This is a genomic window from Streptococcus sp. Marseille-Q5619 (assembly GCF_946901205.1).
Lineage (GTDB): Bacteria > Bacillota > Bacilli > Lactobacillales > Streptococcaceae > Streptococcus.
The window spans coordinates 318,946-337,601 of sequence record NZ_CAMPPO010000002.1 but is presented as its reverse complement, the minus strand read 5'-3'; the positions used below and the strand labels follow the sequence as shown (position 1 = coordinate 337,601).

Below are 18,656 nucleotides of genomic sequence, written 5' to 3'. Positions count from 1 at the left end.
GGTATCCTCCTTAATCTGCAGTATGGCTAGATGGTTTGAGCTTGTAACGGTCATAAAGTTTTTGCAAACTGCCATCCTTGCTCCATTTGGTCACCAAGTTATCGAGATAGTCGTTGAGCTCTGTATTTGATTTCTTGGTGACGATACCATAGTCAGATGGCTTGAAACTATTATCTAGTAGTACTGTGCGTTTGCTGATGTAGCCAGACAGGATCGAGCGGTCAACGGAAAAGGCATCAATACGGTGAGCATGAAGGGAAGTAATCAATTCTGGATAAGAACCAAGTTCGACAAATTTAAACTTCAAGCCTTTCTTTTTACCTAGTTCGGTAATCAAGCGCTGAGTAATGGAACCTTGGGCAACTCCGATGGTTTTGCCGTTTAGTTCCTCAATACTTTTTATTTTGGCAGATTTATTGACCAAAAAGCCAGAAGCATCTGTGTAGTAGGGACTGGTGAAGTTATAGAGTTTTTTGCGTTCGTCTGTGATGGTAAAGGTCGCGATATCTATATCGACCTGTTCATTGTCTAGAAGTGGTCCGCGAGTTTGTGCGGTAACAGGCACATAGCGAACCTTGACCTTGAGTTCATCGGCGACCATCTTGGCCAAGTCAGTTTCGATACCAGAATAGGTCCCTGTCTTGGGATCCTTGTAACCGAAATTGGGAACGTCTTGTTTGACACCAACAACCAGCTCGCCTCTCTTTTGAATATCTGCGACGCTGGTGTCGGCCTGAACTGGTTTTGCAGCAGCAAGGCCGAAAAGGCTAATCAATAATGCGGATAAAAAGAATTTCTTTTTCATAGGCGCCTCCTTATTTGACTTTGTCACTTTCGTGGTTGATGATTTTGCTGAGGAATTGTTGGGCACGAGGTTCGCTTGGATTGTCGAAAAAGTCATCAACATCTGTTGTATCCACCAACACTTCTCCGTCAGCCATAAAGATGATGCGGTCAGCGACTTCACGGGCAAAGCCCATTTCATGGGTAACGACAATCATATTCATACCATCGTGGGCCAATTTTTGCATAACTGCCAGAACATCACCGATGGTTTCAGGGTCAAGGGCAGATGTTGGTTCATCAAAGAGAAGGAGTTCCGGATGCATAGCGAGTCCACGAGCAATGGCGATTCGTTGTTTTTGTCCACCAGACAGCATGGCTGGATAAGAATCTTTCTTGTCCCACATATTTACAAATTCCAGATATTTTTGGGCTGTTTTTTCAGCTTCTTTTTTATCAATTCCTAGAACTTTTATGGGTGCAAGCGTTACATTTTCTAACACTGTTTTATGCGGATAGAGGTTAAAATGCTGGAAAACCATGCCGACTTCCTTGCGAAGAGGAACTAAATCTTTCTGGCTGGCACCAGCAACTTGGTGACCATTTACTAGAAGACTTCCTTTGTCTACAGCCTCCAAACCATTGATGGTACGGATAAGAGTGGATTTTCCAGAACCAGATGGACCTAGAAGGACAACGACTTGTCCTTTTTCAAAACGGAGATTGATGTCGCGGAGTGCGTGGTAGTCTCCGTAATATTTTTCGACGTGTTCAAATTCTACTAAAGCCATAAGGAATCTCCTTTGTGTTAGATTTTATAACATGATTCTACACCAAAAGATTTGTCTTGTCAAATCATATCTTAAAAATTCACTAAAATTTTATAAAAAAGCAATCCGGATAGAGAAAAAGCCTAAATCGTGTTATAATGAAGCAATAGAATTCTTAGAAAGAGTGGATGTCTTTTTGATAACACCTACTTATGAATGGCAGTTTGCCCCGCAGGTAGAAGATGCGGATTTTACAAAAATAGCCAAGAAGGCTGGACTGGGTCCTGAGGTGGCTCGGTTATTATTTGAGAGAGGGATTCAGGACCAAGAAAGTCTGAAGAAGTTTTTAGAACCTTCCTTGGAGAATTTGCATGACCCTTATCTGCTCCATGATATGGACAAGGTAGTGGCTCGTATTCGTCAGGCCATTGAAGAAGGGGAAAATATTCTCATCTATGGAGATTACGATGCGGATGGAATGACTTCGGCTTCTATTGTTAAGGAAAGTTTGGAACAGCTTGGCGCCGAGTGCCGTGTTTACCTACCCAATCGTTTTACTGATGGCTATGGACCTAATACAAGTGTCTATAAATACTTTATCGAGCAAGAAGGAATTTCCTTGATTGTGACGGTGGACAATGGGGTTGCTGGTCACGAGGCTATTGAATTGGCCCAGTCTATGGGAGTGGATGTCATTGTGACTGACCACCATTCTATGCCTGAAACCCTGCCAGATGCCTATGCCATTGTCCATCCTGAACATCCGGATGCGAACTATCCTTTCAAATATCTGGCTGGTTGTGGAGTGGCTTTCAAGCTGGCTTGCGCCCTGTTAGAAGAAGTACAAGTGGAATTGCTTGATTTGGTCGCTATTGGTACCATTGCTGATATGGTTAGTTTGACAGATGAGAACCGTATCTTGGTTCAGTATGGTCTGGAAATGTTGGGACACACTCAGCGTATTGGTCTACAAGAAATGCTAGACATGGCTGGGATTGCTACCAACGAAGTAACAGAAGAAACGGTTGGTTTCCAGATTGCCCCTCGTTTGAATGCCTTGGGCCGCTTGGATGATCCTAATCCAGCCATTGATTTGTTGACTGGCTTTGATGATGAGGAGGCTCACGAGATTGCCCTTATGATTCATCAGAAAAATGAAGAGCGTAAGGAAATCGTCCAGTCTATCTATGAAGAAGCCAAGACCATGGTGGACCCTGAGAAGAAGGTCCAAGTCTTGGCTAAGGAAGGCTGGAATCCTGGAGTTCTAGGAATCGTGGCTGGTCGTTTGTTGGAAGAACTAGGACAGACAGTCATCGTTCTCAATATAGAGGACGGTCGTGCCAAGGGTAGTGCTCGTAGTGTGGAAGCGGTTGATATTTTTGAAGCCCTAGATCCCCATCGAGACCTCTTCATCGCCTTTGGTGGCCATGCTGGTGCGGCTGGCATGACGCTGGAAGTGGAGAAACTTTCAGATTTATCTCAGGTTTTGGAAGACTATGTCCGTGAAAAAGGCGCAGATGCTGCTGGCAAGAATAAGTTAAACCTAGATGAAGAGTTGGATTTGGAGACTTTGAGTCTTGAAACAGTCAAGAACTTTGAGCGCTTGGCACCTTTTGGAATGGACAATCAGAAACCTATCTTTTATATCAAGGATTTTCAGGTCGAAAGTGCTCGTACTATGGGAGCAGGCAATGCTCATCTCAAGTTGAAAATTTCCAAAGGTGAGGCGAGTTTTGAAGTGGTGGCCTTCGGACAAGGCAGGTGGGCAACAGAATTTGCTCAAACCAAGAATTTAGAGTTGGCAGTCAAATTGTCTGTCAACCAATGGAATGGCCAAACTGCCCTCCAATTGATGATGGTGGATGCGCGTGTAGAGGGTGTTCAACTTTTTAACATCCGTGGGAAGAATGCAGTCTTGCCAGAAGGAGTTCCAGTCTTGGATTTTGCTGGAGAATTACCGAGTCTAGTAAATAGTGAAGCTGTTGTCGTAAAAACCATTCCAGAGGATATTACTCAGCTGAAGACCATTTTTCAGAAACAGAATTTTTCCGCTGTCTATTTCAAAAATGATATTGACAAGGCCTACTATCTGACAGGCTATGGGACTAGAGAGCAGTTTGCCAAATTGTACAAGACTATCTACCAGTTTCCAGAGTTTGATATTCGCTACAAGCTCAAGGATTTGGCTGCTTATCTCAATATCCAACAAATCTTGCTGGTTAAGATGATTCAAGTCTTTAAAGAACTAGGCTTTGTGACGATCAAAGATGGGGTTATGACAGTCAATAAAGAAGCGCCAAAGAGAGAAATCGGAGAAAGTCAGATTTACCAAAATCTCAAACAAACCGTCAAAGACCAAGAAATGATGGCGCTGGGTACCGTGCAAGAAATTTATGACTTTTTAATGGAAAAAGAGTAGATCATAGGAAAGAGTTGGGAAACCAGCTCTTTTTTGAAAACAAATCTTCATTTTGAAAATCATCAAAAAAATGGTATAATGGTAGGAAAAGATTCGGCTAACAGTAATAGTGCTTTTAGAATAAGAGGGTAAGCAACCCTATAATCAAGATAAACTAAGATTTTGGAGGAAAAATGAGTAATATTAGTTTAACAACACTTGGTGGTGTACGTGAAAATGGGAAAAATATGTACATTGCTGAAATTGGAGAGTCCATTTTTGTTTTGAATGCAGGGTTAAAATATCCCGAAAATGAACAATTAGGGGTCGATGTGGTGATTCCAAAGATGGACTACCTTTTTGAAAATAAAGATCGAATTGCTGGGGTATTTTTAACTCACGGACATGCAGATGCTATTGGTGCTCTGCCTTATCTCTTGGCTGAAGCCAAGGTACCTGTATTTGGCTCTGAGTTGACCATTGAGTTGGCAAAACTCTTTGTCAAAGGAAATGACGCAGTCAAGAAATTTAATGATTTTCATGTTATTGATGAAGATACGGAGATTGATTTTGGTGGGACAGTGGTTTCCTTCTTCCCTACGACTTACTCCGTTCCAGAGAGCCTGGGAATTGTCTTGAAGACAGCTGAAGGGAGCATCGTTTATACAGGTGACTTCAAATTTGACCAGACAGCTAGTGAATCCTATGCGACAGACTTCGCTCGTTTGGCAGAAATCGGTCGTGACGGCGTCCTGGCTCTCCTCAGTGATTCGGCCAATGCGGACAGCAATATTCAGGTGGCTAGTGAAAGTGAAGTTAGAGATGAAATTACCCAAACCATTGCTGACTGGGAAGGTCGTATCATCGTTGCAGCTGTTTCCAGTAACCTTTCTCGTATCCAGCAGATTTTTGACGCTGCGGATAAAACAGGTCGACGTATCGTCTTGACAGGATTTGATATTGAAAATATCGTCCGCACAGCGATTCGTCTCAAGAAGTTGTCTTTAGCCAACGAAATTCTCTTGATTAAGCCGAAAGATATGTCTCGCTTTGAAGACCATGAGTTGATTATTCTTGAGACAGGTCGTATGGGTGAACCTATCAATGGACTTCGTAAGATGTCGATTGGTCGCCATCGTTATGTAGAAATCAAGGATGGGGACCTGGTCTATATTGCTACGGCTCCGTCTATTGCTAAAGAAGCCTTCGTTGCGCGTGTGGAAAATATGATTTATCAGGCAGGAGGGGTTGTCAAATTGATTACCCAAAGTTTACATGTATCAGGGCACGGAAATGCGCGTGATTTGCAGTTGATGATCAATCTCTTGCAACCTAAGTATCTCTTCCCAATTCAAGGGGAATACCGCGAGTTGGATGCCCATGCTAAGGCTGCTATGGCAGTAGGTATGTTGCCAGAACGCATTTTCATTCCTAAAAAGGGAACCAGCATGGCTTATGAGAATGGGGACTTTGTCCCAGCTGGAGCGGTTTCGGCAGGGGATGTCTTGATTGACGGAAATGCCATTGGTGATGTTGGTAATGTAGTCCTTCGTGACCGCAAGGTCTTGTCAGAGGATGGTATTTTCATCGTCGCAATCACCGTTAACCGTCGTGAGAAGAAAATTGTGGCCAAGGCTCGTGTTCACACGCGTGGATTTGTTTATCTCAAGAAGAGCCGCGATATTCTCCGTGAAAGTTCAGAATTGATTAACCAGACGGTAGAAGACTATCTGCAAGGAGATGACTTTGACTGGGCAGACCTTAAAGGGAAGGTTCGTGATAATTTAACTAAGTATCTCTTTGACCAGACTAAGCGTCGTCCAGCTATTTTACCAGTAGTCATGGAAGCAAAATAATCTTTGAAATAAACAGAGAGAAAGTCGAGTTTCGGCTTTTTCTTATAGAAAAATAGAGGAAAAAATTATGGCAGTAATGAAAATCGAGTATTACTCACAAGTTTTGGATATGGAGTGGGGAGTGAATGTCCTCTATCCTGATGCTAATCGAGTGGAAGAACCAGATTGTAAAGACATTCCAGTCTTGTACCTCTTGCACGGGATGTCTGGCAACCATAATAGCTGGCTCAAGCGTACCAATGTAGAACGCTTGCTTCGAGGAACCAACCTCATCGTCGTCATGCCCAATACCAGCAACGGTTGGTACACCGATACCCAATATGGTTTTGACTATTATACAGCTCTAGCAGAGGAATTGCCAGAGGTTCTGAAACGCTTCTTCCCTAATATGACAAGTAAGCGTGAAAAGACCTTTATCGCTGGTCTCTCTATGGGAGGCTACGGCTGCTTTAAATTGGCTCTTGCTACAAATCGTTTTTCCCATGCAGCTAGCTTTTCAGGCGCCCTTAGCTTTCAAGAGTTTTCTCCTGAGAGTCAAAATCTGGGGACACCAGCTTACTGGAGAGGTGTGTTTGGGGAGATTAAAGATTGGACAGCTAGTCCTTATTCTCTTGAAAGTCTGGCTAGAAAATCGGACAAAAAGACTAAACTTTGGGCTTGGTGTGGCGAGCAGGATTTCTTGTATAAAGCCAATAATCTAGCAGTGAAAAATCTCAAAAAACTAGGTTTTGATGTGACCTATAGCCATAGCGCTGGAACTCACGAATGGTATTACTGGGAAAAACAATTGGAACGGTTTCTAGCAACCCTACCGATTGATTTCAAATTAGAAGAGAGACTGACTTAGTTTGAACTTCAGCATAGGGGGAGTAGAACTAAAATAAAATATGTTTTCACTAGACTTTTCAAACGAAAGTGGTAGAATAGTAATAAGATACTGGAGGAAAGAGAGTAGGAAATGTACCGTTATCAAATTGGCATTCCCGCATTAGAATATGATCAGTTTGTCAAAGAACATGAATTAGCCAATGTATTACAAAGTAGTGCTTGGGAAGAAGTGAAGTCTGATTGGCAACATGAGAAGTTTGGTGTCTACAGGGAAGAAAAATTACTGGCGACAGCTAGTATTTTGATTAGAACTCTTCCGCTAGGCTATAAAATGTTTTACATTCCAAGAGGACCTATATTGGATTATGGGGATACGGAACTCTTGAGTTTTGTCATTCAGTCCATTAAGTCTTATGCTCGAAGCAAGAGAGCTATTTTTGTGACTTTTGACCCAAGTATTTGCCTATCTCAAAGTTTAATCAATCAGGAAAAGACAGAATATCCTGAAAATCTTGCTATCATTGACAGTCTTAAAAACTTGGGAGTAAAATGGTCAGGACTTACCAGTGATATGGGAGATACCATTCAACCTAGGGTTCAAGCAAAGATTTATAAGGATCATTTTGGAGAGGATGCCCTTTCAAAATCAACAAAACAAGCGATTCGAACAGCTCGAAATAAGGGAATTGAAGTCCAAGTTGGTGGACTAGAGTTGTTGGATTCTTTTTCGGCTTTGATGAAAAAAACGGAGCAGAGAAAAGATATCCATTTGAGAAATCAAGATTACTATAGAAAATTATTGGATAGCTTTAAAGATCATTCTTATATTACACTTGCGACACTAGATCTTTCGAAACGCTCACAAGAATTGGCTCTGCAATTAGAAAAAAATAAATCTAAGCTTGAAAGATTTACAGATTCAACTAAGCCTTCTAAAGTGCAGGAGCATTTGAAAGAGAAGGAACGTATAGAAGAGGAACTAACTTTCTTACAGGATTACATCGATAGAGGTTATACAAAAGCACCTTTGTCTGCAACATTAGTTGTTGAATTTGGTCATTCTTCTGTCAATTTGTATGCCGGTATGGATGATGATTTTAGGCGTTATAATGCCCCAATTTTAACATGGTATGAAACAGCACGCTATGCTTTTGAACGTGGAATCTTGTGGCAAAATCTAGGAGGAATCGAAAACACTTTAGATGGTGGACTCTATCGTTTTAAAGCTAATTTTAATCCAACGATTGAAGAATACTTGGGTGAATTTACAATGCCTATCCATCCTCTCTATCCTCTGTTAAGACTTGCTCTTGATTTCCGTAAAACATTAAGAAAAAAACATAGAAAGTAAGTATATGGCACTAACAACACTCACGAAAGAAGAGTTTCAGACTTATTCTAATCAGGTTTCTTGTCGTTCCTTTATGCAATCTGTCCAGATGGGGGATTTGTTAGAAAACAGAGGGGCTCAAATTGTTTATCTTGCTTTGAAACAAGAAGGAAAAACTCAAGTTGCAGCTCTGGTTTATAGCTTGCCCATGCTGGGTGGTCTGCATATGGAGCTCAATTCGGGGCCGATTTATACCCAACAAGATGCCCTTCCAGTTTTTTATGCGGAGTTAAAAGAATATGCCAAGCAAAATGGTGTATTAGAGTTGCTTGTAAAACCTTATGAAACTTATCAAACTTTTGATAGCCAAGGTAATCCAATAGATGCTGAGAAAAAAAGTATGATTCAAGGTTTGACTGATTTAGGTTATCAATTTGATGGATTGACGACAGGGTATCCAGGTGGAGAACCAGATTGGTTATACTATAAAGATTTGACTGAATTAACTGAAAAGAATTTGCTTAAAAGTTTTAGTAAAAAAGGGAAACCCTTGGTGAAAAAGGCTGAAACCTTTGGCATTCGGTTGAAAAAGTTAAAACGTGAAGAACTATCGATTTTTAAGAACATCACAAAAGAAACCTCTGAACGTAGAGAATATAGTGATAAAAGTTTAGAATATTATGAGCACTTTTATGATTCTTTTGGAGAACAAGCTGAGTTTCTCATAGCAAGCTTGAATTTTTCGGACTATATGAGCAAATTGCAAGGTGAGCAAAGTAAACTAGAAGAAGTCTTGGACAAGTTGCGACTTGATTTGAGTAAAAATCCTCATTCTGAGAAAAAACAAAATCAACTGAGAGAATACTCTAGTCAATTTGAAACGTTTGAAGTTCGAAAAGCAGAAGCGCGAGACTTGATTGAAAAATATGGAGAAGAAGATATTGTTTTAGCTGGGAGTTTATTTGTCTATATGCCTCAGGAAACGACTTACCTCTTTAGTGGTTCCTACACTGAGTTTAATAAATTCTATGCCCCTGCACTGCTTCAAAAATATGTTATGTTGGAAAGTATAAAACGTGGAATACCTAAATACAACTTCCTAGGCATTCAAGGGATTTTTGATGGTAGTGATGGTGTTTTGCGTTTTAAACAAAATTTTAATGGCTATATTGTACGCAAAGCGGGTACTTTCCGTTATCATCCATCGCCTTTAAAATACAAAACTATTCAGTTATTCAAAAAAATATTAGGACGTTAATACTCTTCGAAAATCTCTTCAAACCACGTCAGCTCTATCTGCAACCTCAAAACAGTGTTTTGAGCAGTCTGCGGCTAGCTTCCTAGTTTGGCTCTTTGATTTTCATTGAGTATAAGATGAAAAAGTCAGTATTTAGTTTTCTTTCAGCTTCTTTTAGTAAAATAGACTTTATTTACTAGAAAGGTGGAAGGATATGCGCTGGCTTTTTCGTTTGATAGGGGCTTTCTTTTCTTTTGTTTGGCGTTTGTTTTGGCGTCTGGTTTGGATAGTTGTGCTCTTATGTGTGCTTGCTTTCAGATTTCTCTGGTATCTGAACGGGGATTTTCAAGGGGCGCTAAAGCAAGCAGAACGGTCAGTAAAGATTGGTCAACAAAGTATCGACCAATGGGAAAGAACAGGGCAACTGCCTAAGTTGAACCAGACAGATAGCCATCAACACTCTGAAGGAAGATGGCCACAGGCTTCTGCTCGTATTTACTTGAATCCCCAGATGGATTCACGCTTTCAAGAAGCTTATTTAGAAGCAATCCAGAATTGGAATCAAACTGGTGCTTTTAACTTTGAAATTGTCGCTGAGTCCAGCAAGGCGGATACCTTGGCTACTGAGATGAACGACGGAAACACTCCTGTGGCAGGAGAGGCTGAAAGTCAGACCAATCTCTTGACAGGACAATTCTTATCTGTCACGGTACGGTTGAATCATTATTATTTGTCCAATCCTAACTATGGCTATTCCTATGAGCGTATTGTCCATACGGCAGAACATGAGTTGGGTCATGCGATTGGCTTGGACCATACAGATGAGAAGTCTGTCATGCAACCAGCAGGTTCTTTTTATGGTATCCAGGAAGAGGATGTTGCAAACCTCCGAAAAATATATGAGACTAGTGAGTAGGGAACAATCTTTCCCTACTTTTTTGCTATAATGGAACTATGAATAACTTGATTAAATCAAAACTAGAGCTCTTGCCGACCAGCCCTGGTTGCTACATTCACAAGGATAAAAACGGCACCATTATCTATGTAGGAAAGGCTAAAAATCTGCGTAACCGCGTGAGATCTTATTTCCGTGGGAGTCACGATACCAAGACAGAGGCCTTGGTGTCTGAAATTGTGGATTTTGAATTTATCGTTACGGAGTCTAATATTGAGGCACTTCTCCTAGAAATCAACCTAATCAAGGAAAACAAGCCCAAGTACAATATCATGCTCAAGGATGACAAGTCCTATCCTTTCATCAAAATCACCAACGAGCGCTATCCTCGTTTGATTATTACCCGTCAGGTCAAAAAGGACGGTGGTCTCTACTTTGGGCCTTATCCAGATGTGGGGGCAGCCAATGAAATCAAGCGACTGCTGGATCGAATTTTCCCTTTTCGCAAGTGTACGAATCCACCGTCTAAGGTTTGTTTTTACTACCATATCGGTCAATGTATGGCCCACACTATCTGTAAGAAGGATGAGGCCTACTTCAAGTCTATAGCTCAGGAGGTTTCTGACTTCTTAAAAGGGCAGGATGACAAAATCATTGATGACCTCAAGGGCAAAATGTCAGCGGCAGCCCAGACTATGGAATTTGAACGTGCGGCGGAATACCGTGACCTCATTCAGGCCATTGGAACACTTCGAACCAAGCAACGGGTCATGGCTAAGGATCTCCAAAATCGGGATGTCTTTGGCTACTATGTGGATAAGGGCTGGATGTGTGTTCAGGTTTTCTTTGTTCGTCAGGGCAAGCTTATCGAGCGCGATGTCAATCTCTTCCCCTACTTCAATGATCCAGATGAGGATTTCTTGACCTATGTGGGACAGTTCTATCAAGAAAAATCTCACCTGGTTCCCAATGAGGTACTGATTCCGCAGGATATTGACGAAGAAGCTGTCAAGGCTTTGGTGGATACCAAGATTCTCAAACCCCAGCGTGGAGAGAAAAAGCAACTGGTCAATCTGGCTATAAAGAATGCTCGAGTCAGCCTAGAGCAGAAATTTAACCTGCTAGAGAAATCTGTCGAAAAGACCCAAGGGGCTATTGAAAATCTAGGACGCTTGCTCCAGATCCCGACCCCAGTCCGCATCGAATCCTTCGATAACTCCAATATCATGGGAACTAGTCCTGTTTCAGCCATGGTGGTCTTTGTCAACGGCAAACCAAGTAAGAAGGATTATCGTAAGTACAAGATAAAAACGGTTGTCGGTCCAGACGATTATGCTAGTATGCGAGAGGTCATTCGCAGGCGTTATGGTCGAGTTCAACGTGACGGCTTGACTCCGCCAGATTTGATTGTGATTGATGGGGGACAAGGTCAGGTCAATATCGCCAAGCAAGTCATACAAGAGGAACTGGGTTTGGATATTCCCATTGCAGGTCTGCAAAAGAATGACAAGCACCAAACCCATGAATTGCTCTTTGGAGATCCGCTTGAGGTGGTGGAGTTGTCTCGCAATTCTCAGGAATTTTTCCTCCTCCAACGTATTCAGGATGAGGTCCACCGCTTTGCTATCACTTTCCACCGCCAACTGCGCTCCAAAAATTCCTTTTCATCACAATTGGATGGCATTGACGGCCTGGGACCTAAACGCAAGCAAAATCTCATGAAGCATTTCAAGTCTTTGATCAAAATCAAGGAAGCCAGTGTGGATGAGATTGTCGAAGTTGGGGTACCAAGAGCAGTTGCAGAAGCTGTGCAGAGGAAGTTGAACCCGCAGGAAGAAGTGGAATTGGCTCAGGTAGCGGAAGAAAGAGTAGATTATCAAACGGAAGGAAACCACAATGAACCATAAAATCGCAATTTTATCAGATATTCATGGCAATGCGACGGCGCTAGAAGCAGTGATTGCAGATGCTAAAAATCAAGGAGTCAGTGAATACTGGCTTCTGGGAGATATTTTTCTTCCTGGTCCAGGCGCAAATGACTTAGTCGCCCTGCTAAAGGACCTTCCTATCACAGCAAGTGTTCGAGGCAATTGGGATGATCGTGTCCTGGAGGTCTTGGATGGCGAATATGGTTTGGAAGATCCGAAAGAAATTCAGTCAATGCGCATGACCCAGTTTTTGATGGAGCGAATGGATCCTGCAACGATTGTCTGGCTACGAAGCTTGCCTTTGCTGGAAAAGAAAGAAATTGACGGATTGCGCTTTTCTATCTCTCATAATTTGCCAAATAAGAACTATGGTGGTGACTTGCTAGTTGAGAATGATACAGAGAAATTTGACCAACTCCTAGATGATGAAGTTGACGTGGCAGTCTATGGTCATGTTCACAAGCAGTTGCTTCGTTATGGCAGTCAAGGGCAACAAATCATCAATCCAGGGTCGATTGGCATGCCCTATTTTAATTGGGAGGCGTTAAAAAATCACCGTGCCCAGTATGCCGTGATAGAGGTTGAAGATGGGGAATTGGTAAATATCCTATTTCGTAAAGTCGCTTATGATTACGAGGCTGAGTTAGAATTGGCCAAGTCCAAGGGGCTTCCCTTTATCGAAATGTATGAAGAACTACGTCGTGAAGATAACTATCAGGGACACAATCTGGAACTCTTAGCCAGCTTAATAGAAAAGCATGGGTATGTAGAGGATGTGAAGAAATTTTTTGATTTTTTGTAAGAGTTTCCTAAAATAACCGATGCAAACTAAAAACGATTGACTGGTCCAATCGTTTTTAATATATCTTACTGTAACTGAGATTGATCTGGGAGGTAAGAGCCACCTAGATAGGTATTGCTGAGTTTTTCGAGGGTTCCGTCTTGGTAGAGTTCTTTGAGTGCTTTATCAAATTGTTCTTTAAACTCTTTCTGGTCGCTTGAGAAAATGATATAGTTGCTGGGGCTATCGGCAGAAGGCAAGTCAACCACAGAAAGGTCTAAGCCACGGTCCTTGATAATCTTTTGAACAGAGACCTTGTCAAAAACGAGGAAATCAAATTCACCGTTAGCAAGGTCTAGGATTCGTTTGCCGATATCTTCACCAGAAAAATCTATAGTAGCAGGATTATCAGTGTGTTTTTGATTCCAGTTATTGATGAATTGAGCGTTTGAAGTTCCGGTATCCTCTTGCGTTGTTTTACCAGCAATTTGGTCAAGTGAAGTCAAAAGATTTTTCTTGTTGCTGACGAGGACGAGGGGATTGTTCGAAATCGGAAGTGAGTAGAGGTATTTTTCAGCACGCTCTTTTGTATAACTCAAGTTATTGGCTGCAGCCTGATAGTGACCAGAATCAAGTCCTGGGAAGATACTTTCCCAAGCAGTTCTTTGGAATTGAATCTCGTAGTCGCTGAGTTTTTCATCCACTGCCTTTAGGACTTCAATATCGAAGCCTGTCAGATTACCCTTGTCTTCGTAGTCAAATGGCGGCACATCGCCGGCTGTAGCAACGACGATTGTCTTTTGAGCGCTAGTCTCTTTGGGTGTAGCTTGATTCCCACAGGCAACCAAAAATGGTAGGATAGCTAGTAATAGGCTAAATTTTTTCATAATGTCTCCATTCAAATGTAAAGTACTTGCTAGTTTATCAGAAACTTTCCTGATAAACCAATATATATCTTTTATGTCTGTGATAGAAAAAACTTAATCATGAAAAATCTCTGCAAGCTCTTTCAAAATATGGTAGAATGGAAGCAGTAGAATTAGAAAAGGAAATCGATTATGAAATTTCTTGAATTAAATAAAAAACGTCATGCGACTAAGCATTTCACTGATAAGCCAGTTGATCCAAAAGATGTGCGTACGGCTATCGAAATTGCAACCTTGGCTCCAAGCGCCCACAACAGCCAGCCTTGGAAATTTGTGGTGGTACGTGAGAAAAATGCCGAACTAGCAAAATTGGCTTACGGTTCAAACTTTGAACAGGTATCATCAGCGCCTGTAACTATTGCCTTGTTTACAGACACAGATTTGGCTAAACGTGCCCGCAAGATTGCCCGTGTCGGTGGCGCAAAGAATTTCTCAGAAGAACAACTTCAATATTTCATGAAGAACTTGCCTGCGGAATTTGCCCGTTACAATGAACAACAAGTCAGCGACTACCTAGCCCTCAATGCAGGTTTGGTTGCTATGAACTTGGTTCTGGCTCTTACAGACCAAGGAATCGGATCAAATTTGATCCTTGGATTTGACAAATCAAAAGTCAATGAGGTTTTGGAAATTGAAGACCGTTTCCGCCCAGAACTCTTGATCACAGTGGGTTACACAGACGAAAAATTGGAACCAAGCTACCGCTTGCCAGTAGATGAAATCATCGAGAAAAGATAGAAAGAAGAAAAAATGACAGTAATTGATTTTACAGCAGAAGTAGAAAAACGCAAAGAAGACCTCTTGGCTGACTTGTTTAGCCTTTTGGAAATCAACTCAGAACGTGATGATAGCAAGGTTGATGCTGAGCATCCATTTGGACCTGGTCCAGTAAAAGCCTTGGAAAAATTCCTTGAAATAGCAGATCGTGATGGCTACCCAACTAAAAATGTTGATAACTATGCAGGACACTTCGAGTTTGGTAATGGCGAAGAAGTTCTCGGAATCTTTGCTCACATGGACGTGGTTCCTGCTGGTAGCGGTTGGGACACAGACCCTTACACACCAACTATCAAAGATGGTCGTCTTTATGCGCGTGGGGCTTCTGATGATAAGGGACCTACAACAGCTTGTTACTATGGCTTGAAAATCATCAAAGAATTGGGCCTTCCAACTTCTAAAAAAGTTCGCTTCATCGTCGGAACAGACGAAGAATCAGGCTGGGCAGACATGGACTACTACTTTGAACATGTAGGACTTGCCAAGCCAGACTTTGGTTTCTCTCCAGACGCTGAATTCCCTATCATCAATGGTGAAAAAGGAAATATCACGGAATACCTTCACTTTGCAGGTGAAAATGCAGGTGAAGCTCGTCTTCACAGCTTCACAGGTGGTTTGCGTGAAAACATGGTACCAGAATCAGCAACAGCAGTCGTTTCAGGTGATTTGGCTGACTTGCAAGCTAAACTAGATGCCTTTGTTGCAGAACACAAACTTAGAGGAGAACTCCAAGAAGAAGCTGGCCAATACAAGGTGACCATCATTGGTAAATCAGCCCACGGTGCTATGCCTGCTTCAGGTGTCAATGGTGCGACTTACCTAGCCCTCTTCCTTAGCCAGTTTGACTTTGCTGGTCCAGCCAAAGACTACCTTGACATCGCTGGTAAGATTCTCTTGAACGATCATGAGGGTGAAAATCTCAAGATTGCTCATGTGGATGAAAAGATGGGTGCCCTTTCTATGAATGCCGGTGTCTTCCGCTTTGACGAAACAAGCGCTGATAATACCATTGCCCTTAACATCCGCTATCCAAAAGGAACAAGTCCAGAACAAATCAAGTCAATCCTTGAAAACTTGCCAGTTGCTTCTGTTAGCCTTTCTGAACACGGTCATACCCCTCACTATGTGCCAATGGAAGATCCACTTGTGCAAACCTTGTTGAATGTCTATGAAAAACAAACTGGACTTAAAGGTCACGAGCAAGTTATCGGTGGTGGAACCTTTGGTCGTTTGCTCGAACGCGGAGTTGCCTACGGTGCCATGTTCCCAGACTCAATTGATACCATGCACCAAGCCAATGAATTTATCGCCTTGGACGATCTCTTCCGAGCAGCAGCAATCTATGCCGAAGCTATTTACGAATTGATCAAATAAAACGATAGAAGTCTGAGATCTTATGCTTAGACTTCTTTTTGGAGGGAAAGTAGATGTCTCAAATCGAAAGAATCAAGAAAGCTATTATGGCGGATCCACAGAATGCTATCTATACAGAACGCGGAATTGAGCCTCTTTTTGCAGCGCCAAAAACTGCTCGCATCAATATCATCGGTCAGGCGCCTGGTCTTAAAACCCAAGAAGCAGGCCTTTACTGGAAGGACAAAAGTGGTGATCGTTTGCGGGACTGGCTCGGTGTGGATGAAGATACCTTTTACAATTCAGGCTATTTTGCTGTCTTGCCTATGGATTTCTACTTTCCAGGACATGGCAAGTCAGGTGACCTGCCACCGAGAACAGGCTTTGCTGAAAAATGGCATCCACAGCTCTTGCAAGAATTACCCGATATCCAGTTGACCCTCTTGATCGGCCAATATGCCCAAGCCTACTATTTACAGGAGAAAGTCAGTGGCAAGGTGACAGAACGGGTAAAATATTATCAGAATTACTTGCCAGAGTATTTTCCTTTAGTTCACCCCTCACCGCGAAATCAAATCTGGATGGCCAAAAATCCTTGGTTTGAGGCAGAAGTGGTGCCAGATTTGAAAAAAAGAATTAAAACCATTTTATAGTCAATGAAAATCAAAGAGCAAACTAGGAAGCTAGCCGCAGGCTGCTCAAAGTACAGCTTTGAGGTTGTGGATAGAACTGACGAAGTCAGCTCAAAGCACTGCTTTGAGGTTGTGGATAGAACTGACGAAGTCAGTAACCATACCTACGGTAAGGCGACGCTGACGTGGTTTGAAGAGATTTTCGAAGAGTATTAGGAGAAAAAGAATGAAAGAAATAACCTTTGACGCATTTTACGAGCTTTACCAAAATGACCAACTTTCTCTAGTAGACGTGAGAGAAGTGGATGAGTTTGAAGCTCTTCATTTAGAAGGTGCTCAGAATCTTCCTCTGAGTCAATTAGCCGATACTTATGATCAATTGAACAAGGATCAGTTACATTATGTTATTTGTAAATCTGGAATGAGATCGGCGCGCGCTTGTCAATTTCTAGCTGAACAGGGTTATGAGGTTATCAATATTCAAGGTGGCATGTTAGCCTTTGAAGAACTTTAAACAGTAGACTTTCTCCTACTTGGTGTGGACTGGGTAGGAGAATTTTATTTTTAGACAATTCTTATTTTTAAGAATCTTGAAAACATTCAATATTTACTTCGTGAAGCTTTTTTCATACTCCTATTCATGATATACTAGGTCAGTATTTTATAAATATGAAGGAGATTTTCATGGCTAAAAAAGGTGCCTTAACAGGTTTACTCCTGTTTGGAATATTTTTTGGTGCGGGGAACTTGATTTTTCCGCCTTCTCTAGGTGCTCTATCTGGAGAACATTTTCTTCCTGCCATCGCAGGTTTTGTCTTTTCAGGTGTCGGTATCGCCGTCTTGACTCTGATTATCGGAACGCTAAATCCTAAAGGATATATTTACGAGATTTCAACAAAGATAGCGCCTTGGTTTGCGACTCTTTACCTCTCAGTTCTTTACTTGTCAATTGGTCCATTCTTTGCCATCCCACGTACAGCTACAACAGCTTACGAAGTAGGGATTAGCCCCCTTTTGTCGGATGCAAATAAAGGTCTTGGTTTGATTGTCTTTACGGTTCTGTATTTTGCGGCAGCCTATTTGATTTCGCTTAATCCATCAAAAATCTTAGACCGTATCGGCCGTATTTTAACACCAGTTTTTGCGATTTTGATTGTTATCTTGGTTATTCTAGGAGCTATCAAATACGGCGGAACAAGTCCTCAAGCTGCGTCAGCCGCTTATCAAGCTTCTGCCTTTGGGACAGGTTTCCTAGAAGGTTATAATACTTTGGATGCCCTTGCCTCAGTTGCCTTCAGTGTAATCGCAGTACAAACCTTGAAACAACTTGGATTTTCAAGTAAGAAAGAATATATTTCAACTATTTGGGTGGTTGGTATCGTTGTTGCCCTTGCTTTCAGCGCCCTTTACATCGGGTTAGGTTTCCTTGGAAATCATTTCCCAGTACCAGCTGAGGCGATGAAGGGTGGAACACCAGGTGTTTACATCTTGTCACAAGCTACTCAAGAAATATTTGGCTCAACAGCTCAACTCTTCCTTGCAGCTATGGTTACCGTAACCTGCTTCACAACAACAGTTGGTCTGATTGTGTCAACAGCTGAGTTCTTTAATGAGCGTTTCCCACAAATCAGCTACAAGGTTTATGCGACAGCCTTTACTTTGATTGGATTTGCCATCGCTAATTTGGGTCTTGATGCGATTATCAAGTATTCCATTCCAGTATTGGTTATCTTGTACCCAATCACGATTGCTATCGTTATGATTGTCATTGTCAACAAATTTGTGGCTCTTTCAAAACCAGGTATGCAGTTGACAATTGCTGTTGTTACAGCTATTGCCATTGCAAGCGTACTAGGAAGCTCGTTTAAAGTTGAGTTTCTTGCAAATCTTGTCAATGCTCTTCCTTTTGCCAAGGCATCACTCCCATGGTTGGTACCAGCCGTTGTCGGAATCTTGCTCTCATTGGTTCTGCCAAACAAGCAAGAAAGTGATGTTTTTGAAATGGAATAATCACTAATACTCTTCGAAAATCTCTTCAAACCGCGTCAACGTCGCCTTGTCGTATGTGTAGGATACTGACTACGTCAGTTCCATCTACAACCTCAAAACAGTGTTTTGAGCAACCTGCGGCTAGTTTCCTAGTTTGCTCTTTGATTTTCATT

At 41.9% G+C, this 18,656-nt stretch carries 18 protein-coding genes; 14 read left to right on the top strand and 4 right to left on the bottom strand.

Features of this window, described 5'->3' with window-relative positions:
• Positions 1–10: 10 nt before the first annotated feature.
• Positions 11–805 carry a transporter substrate-binding domain-containing protein gene (locus tag OC530_RS02755; RefSeq protein WP_262079287.1) on the bottom strand — a complete coding sequence of 265 codons (795 nt, stop codon included), beginning with the start codon at positions 803–805 and terminating at the stop codon, positions 11–13.
• 10 nt (positions 806–815) lie between these two features.
• Positions 816–1,574 (bottom strand): amino acid ABC transporter ATP-binding protein, encoded by a 759-nt coding sequence (locus OC530_RS02750; RefSeq protein WP_001229569.1) that lies wholly within the window; start codon positions 1,572–1,574, stop codon positions 816–818.
• Between the two features lie 175 nt (positions 1,575–1,749).
• On the opposite strand from OC530_RS02750, the gene recJ reads away from it, so the two are divergent.
• The 8 genes from recJ (at position 1,750) to OC530_RS02710 (ending at position 12,827) form a co-directional block, all read left to right on the top strand.
• The gene (gene recJ / locus OC530_RS02745) at positions 1,750–3,972 is read left to right on the top strand and encodes a single-stranded-DNA-specific exonuclease RecJ (RefSeq protein WP_262079283.1); all 2,223 of its coding nucleotides are present in this window, start codon (positions 1,750–1,752) and stop codon (positions 3,970–3,972) included.
• Between the two features lie 173 nt (positions 3,973–4,145).
• A complete protein-coding gene (locus OC530_RS02740; RefSeq protein WP_000065626.1) occupies positions 4,146–5,807 on the top strand; it encodes a ribonuclease J in 1,662 nt (553 codons plus the stop codon).
• Between the two features lie 67 nt (positions 5,808–5,874).
• Positions 5,875–6,654, top strand: coding sequence for an alpha/beta hydrolase family protein (locus tag OC530_RS02735; RefSeq protein WP_262079281.1), 780 nt, complete (start codon positions 5,875–5,877; stop codon positions 6,652–6,654).
• A gap of 111 nt (positions 6,655–6,765) precedes the next feature.
• The gene (locus OC530_RS02730) at positions 6,766–7,986 is read left to right on the top strand and encodes an aminoacyltransferase (protein ID WP_262079279.1); all 1,221 of its coding nucleotides are present in this window, start codon (positions 6,766–6,768) and stop codon (positions 7,984–7,986) included.
• A 4-nt stretch (positions 7,987–7,990) separates the two neighbouring features.
• The gene (gene murN / locus OC530_RS02725; protein WP_262079275.1) at positions 7,991–9,223 is read left to right on the top strand and encodes a peptidoglycan bridge formation alanyltransferase MurN; all 1,233 of its coding nucleotides are present in this window, start codon (positions 7,991–7,993) and stop codon (positions 9,221–9,223) included.
• A gap of 193 nt (positions 9,224–9,416) precedes the next feature.
• Complete coding sequence (locus tag OC530_RS02720) at positions 9,417–10,118, top strand: M57 family metalloprotease (RefSeq protein WP_262079273.1); 702 nt, start codon at positions 9,417–9,419, stop codon at positions 10,116–10,118.
• Between the two features lie 38 nt (positions 10,119–10,156).
• The gene (gene uvrC, locus OC530_RS02715) at positions 10,157–12,004 is read left to right on the top strand and encodes an excinuclease ABC subunit UvrC (RefSeq protein WP_262079270.1); all 1,848 of its coding nucleotides are present in this window, start codon (positions 10,157–10,159) and stop codon (positions 12,002–12,004) included.
• A complete protein-coding gene (locus OC530_RS02710; RefSeq protein ID WP_262079268.1) occupies positions 11,994–12,827 on the top strand; it encodes a metallophosphatase family protein in 834 nt (277 codons plus the stop codon). The genes uvrC and OC530_RS02710 overlap by 11 nt, the downstream gene beginning before the upstream one ends.
• A gap of 65 nt (positions 12,828–12,892) precedes the next feature.
• On the opposite strand, the gene OC530_RS02705 is transcribed toward OC530_RS02710, so the two are convergent.
• Positions 12,893–13,693, bottom strand: a complete 801-nt coding sequence (locus tag OC530_RS02705) for an amino acid ABC transporter substrate-binding protein (protein ID WP_176139003.1) — start codon at positions 13,691–13,693, stop codon at positions 12,893–12,895.
• Between the two features lie 171 nt (positions 13,694–13,864).
• On the opposite strand from OC530_RS02705, the gene OC530_RS02700 reads away from it, so the two are divergent.
• The 6 genes from OC530_RS02700 (at position 13,865) to brnQ (ending at position 18,504) form a co-directional block, all read left to right on the top strand.
• Positions 13,865–14,470, top strand: a complete 606-nt coding sequence (locus OC530_RS02700) for a nitroreductase family protein (protein ID WP_050209139.1) — start codon at positions 13,865–13,867, stop codon at positions 14,468–14,470.
• Positions 14,471–14,482: 12 nt separating this feature from the next.
• The gene (gene pepV, locus OC530_RS02695; RefSeq protein WP_262079264.1) at positions 14,483–15,883 is read left to right on the top strand and encodes a dipeptidase PepV; all 1,401 of its coding nucleotides are present in this window, start codon (positions 14,483–14,485) and stop codon (positions 15,881–15,883) included.
• A gap of 53 nt (positions 15,884–15,936) precedes the next feature.
• Positions 15,937–16,515 (top strand): uracil-DNA glycosylase family protein, encoded by a 579-nt coding sequence (locus tag OC530_RS02690; RefSeq protein ID WP_176139005.1) that lies wholly within the window; start codon positions 15,937–15,939, stop codon positions 16,513–16,515.
• A 3-nt stretch (positions 16,516–16,518) separates the two neighbouring features.
• A complete protein-coding gene (locus OC530_RS02685) occupies positions 16,519–16,710 on the top strand; it encodes a hypothetical protein (RefSeq protein WP_023933439.1) in 192 nt (63 codons plus the stop codon).
• Between the two features lie 10 nt (positions 16,711–16,720).
• The gene (locus OC530_RS02680) at positions 16,721–17,008 is read left to right on the top strand and encodes a rhodanese-like domain-containing protein (RefSeq protein ID WP_262079258.1); all 288 of its coding nucleotides are present in this window, start codon (positions 16,721–16,723) and stop codon (positions 17,006–17,008) included.
• A 170-nt stretch (positions 17,009–17,178) separates the two neighbouring features.
• Complete coding sequence (gene brnQ, locus OC530_RS02675; RefSeq protein ID WP_262079256.1) at positions 17,179–18,504, top strand: branched-chain amino acid transport system II carrier protein; 1,326 nt, start codon at positions 17,179–17,181, stop codon at positions 18,502–18,504.
• A 25-nt stretch (positions 18,505–18,529) separates the two neighbouring features.
• On the opposite strand, the gene OC530_RS02670 is transcribed toward brnQ, so the two are convergent.
• On the bottom strand, positions 18,530–18,655 hold the full coding sequence (locus OC530_RS02670; protein WP_261061026.1) for a hypothetical protein: 126 nt from the start codon (positions 18,653–18,655) through the stop codon (positions 18,530–18,532).
• Position 18,656: the final 1 nt, after the last annotated feature.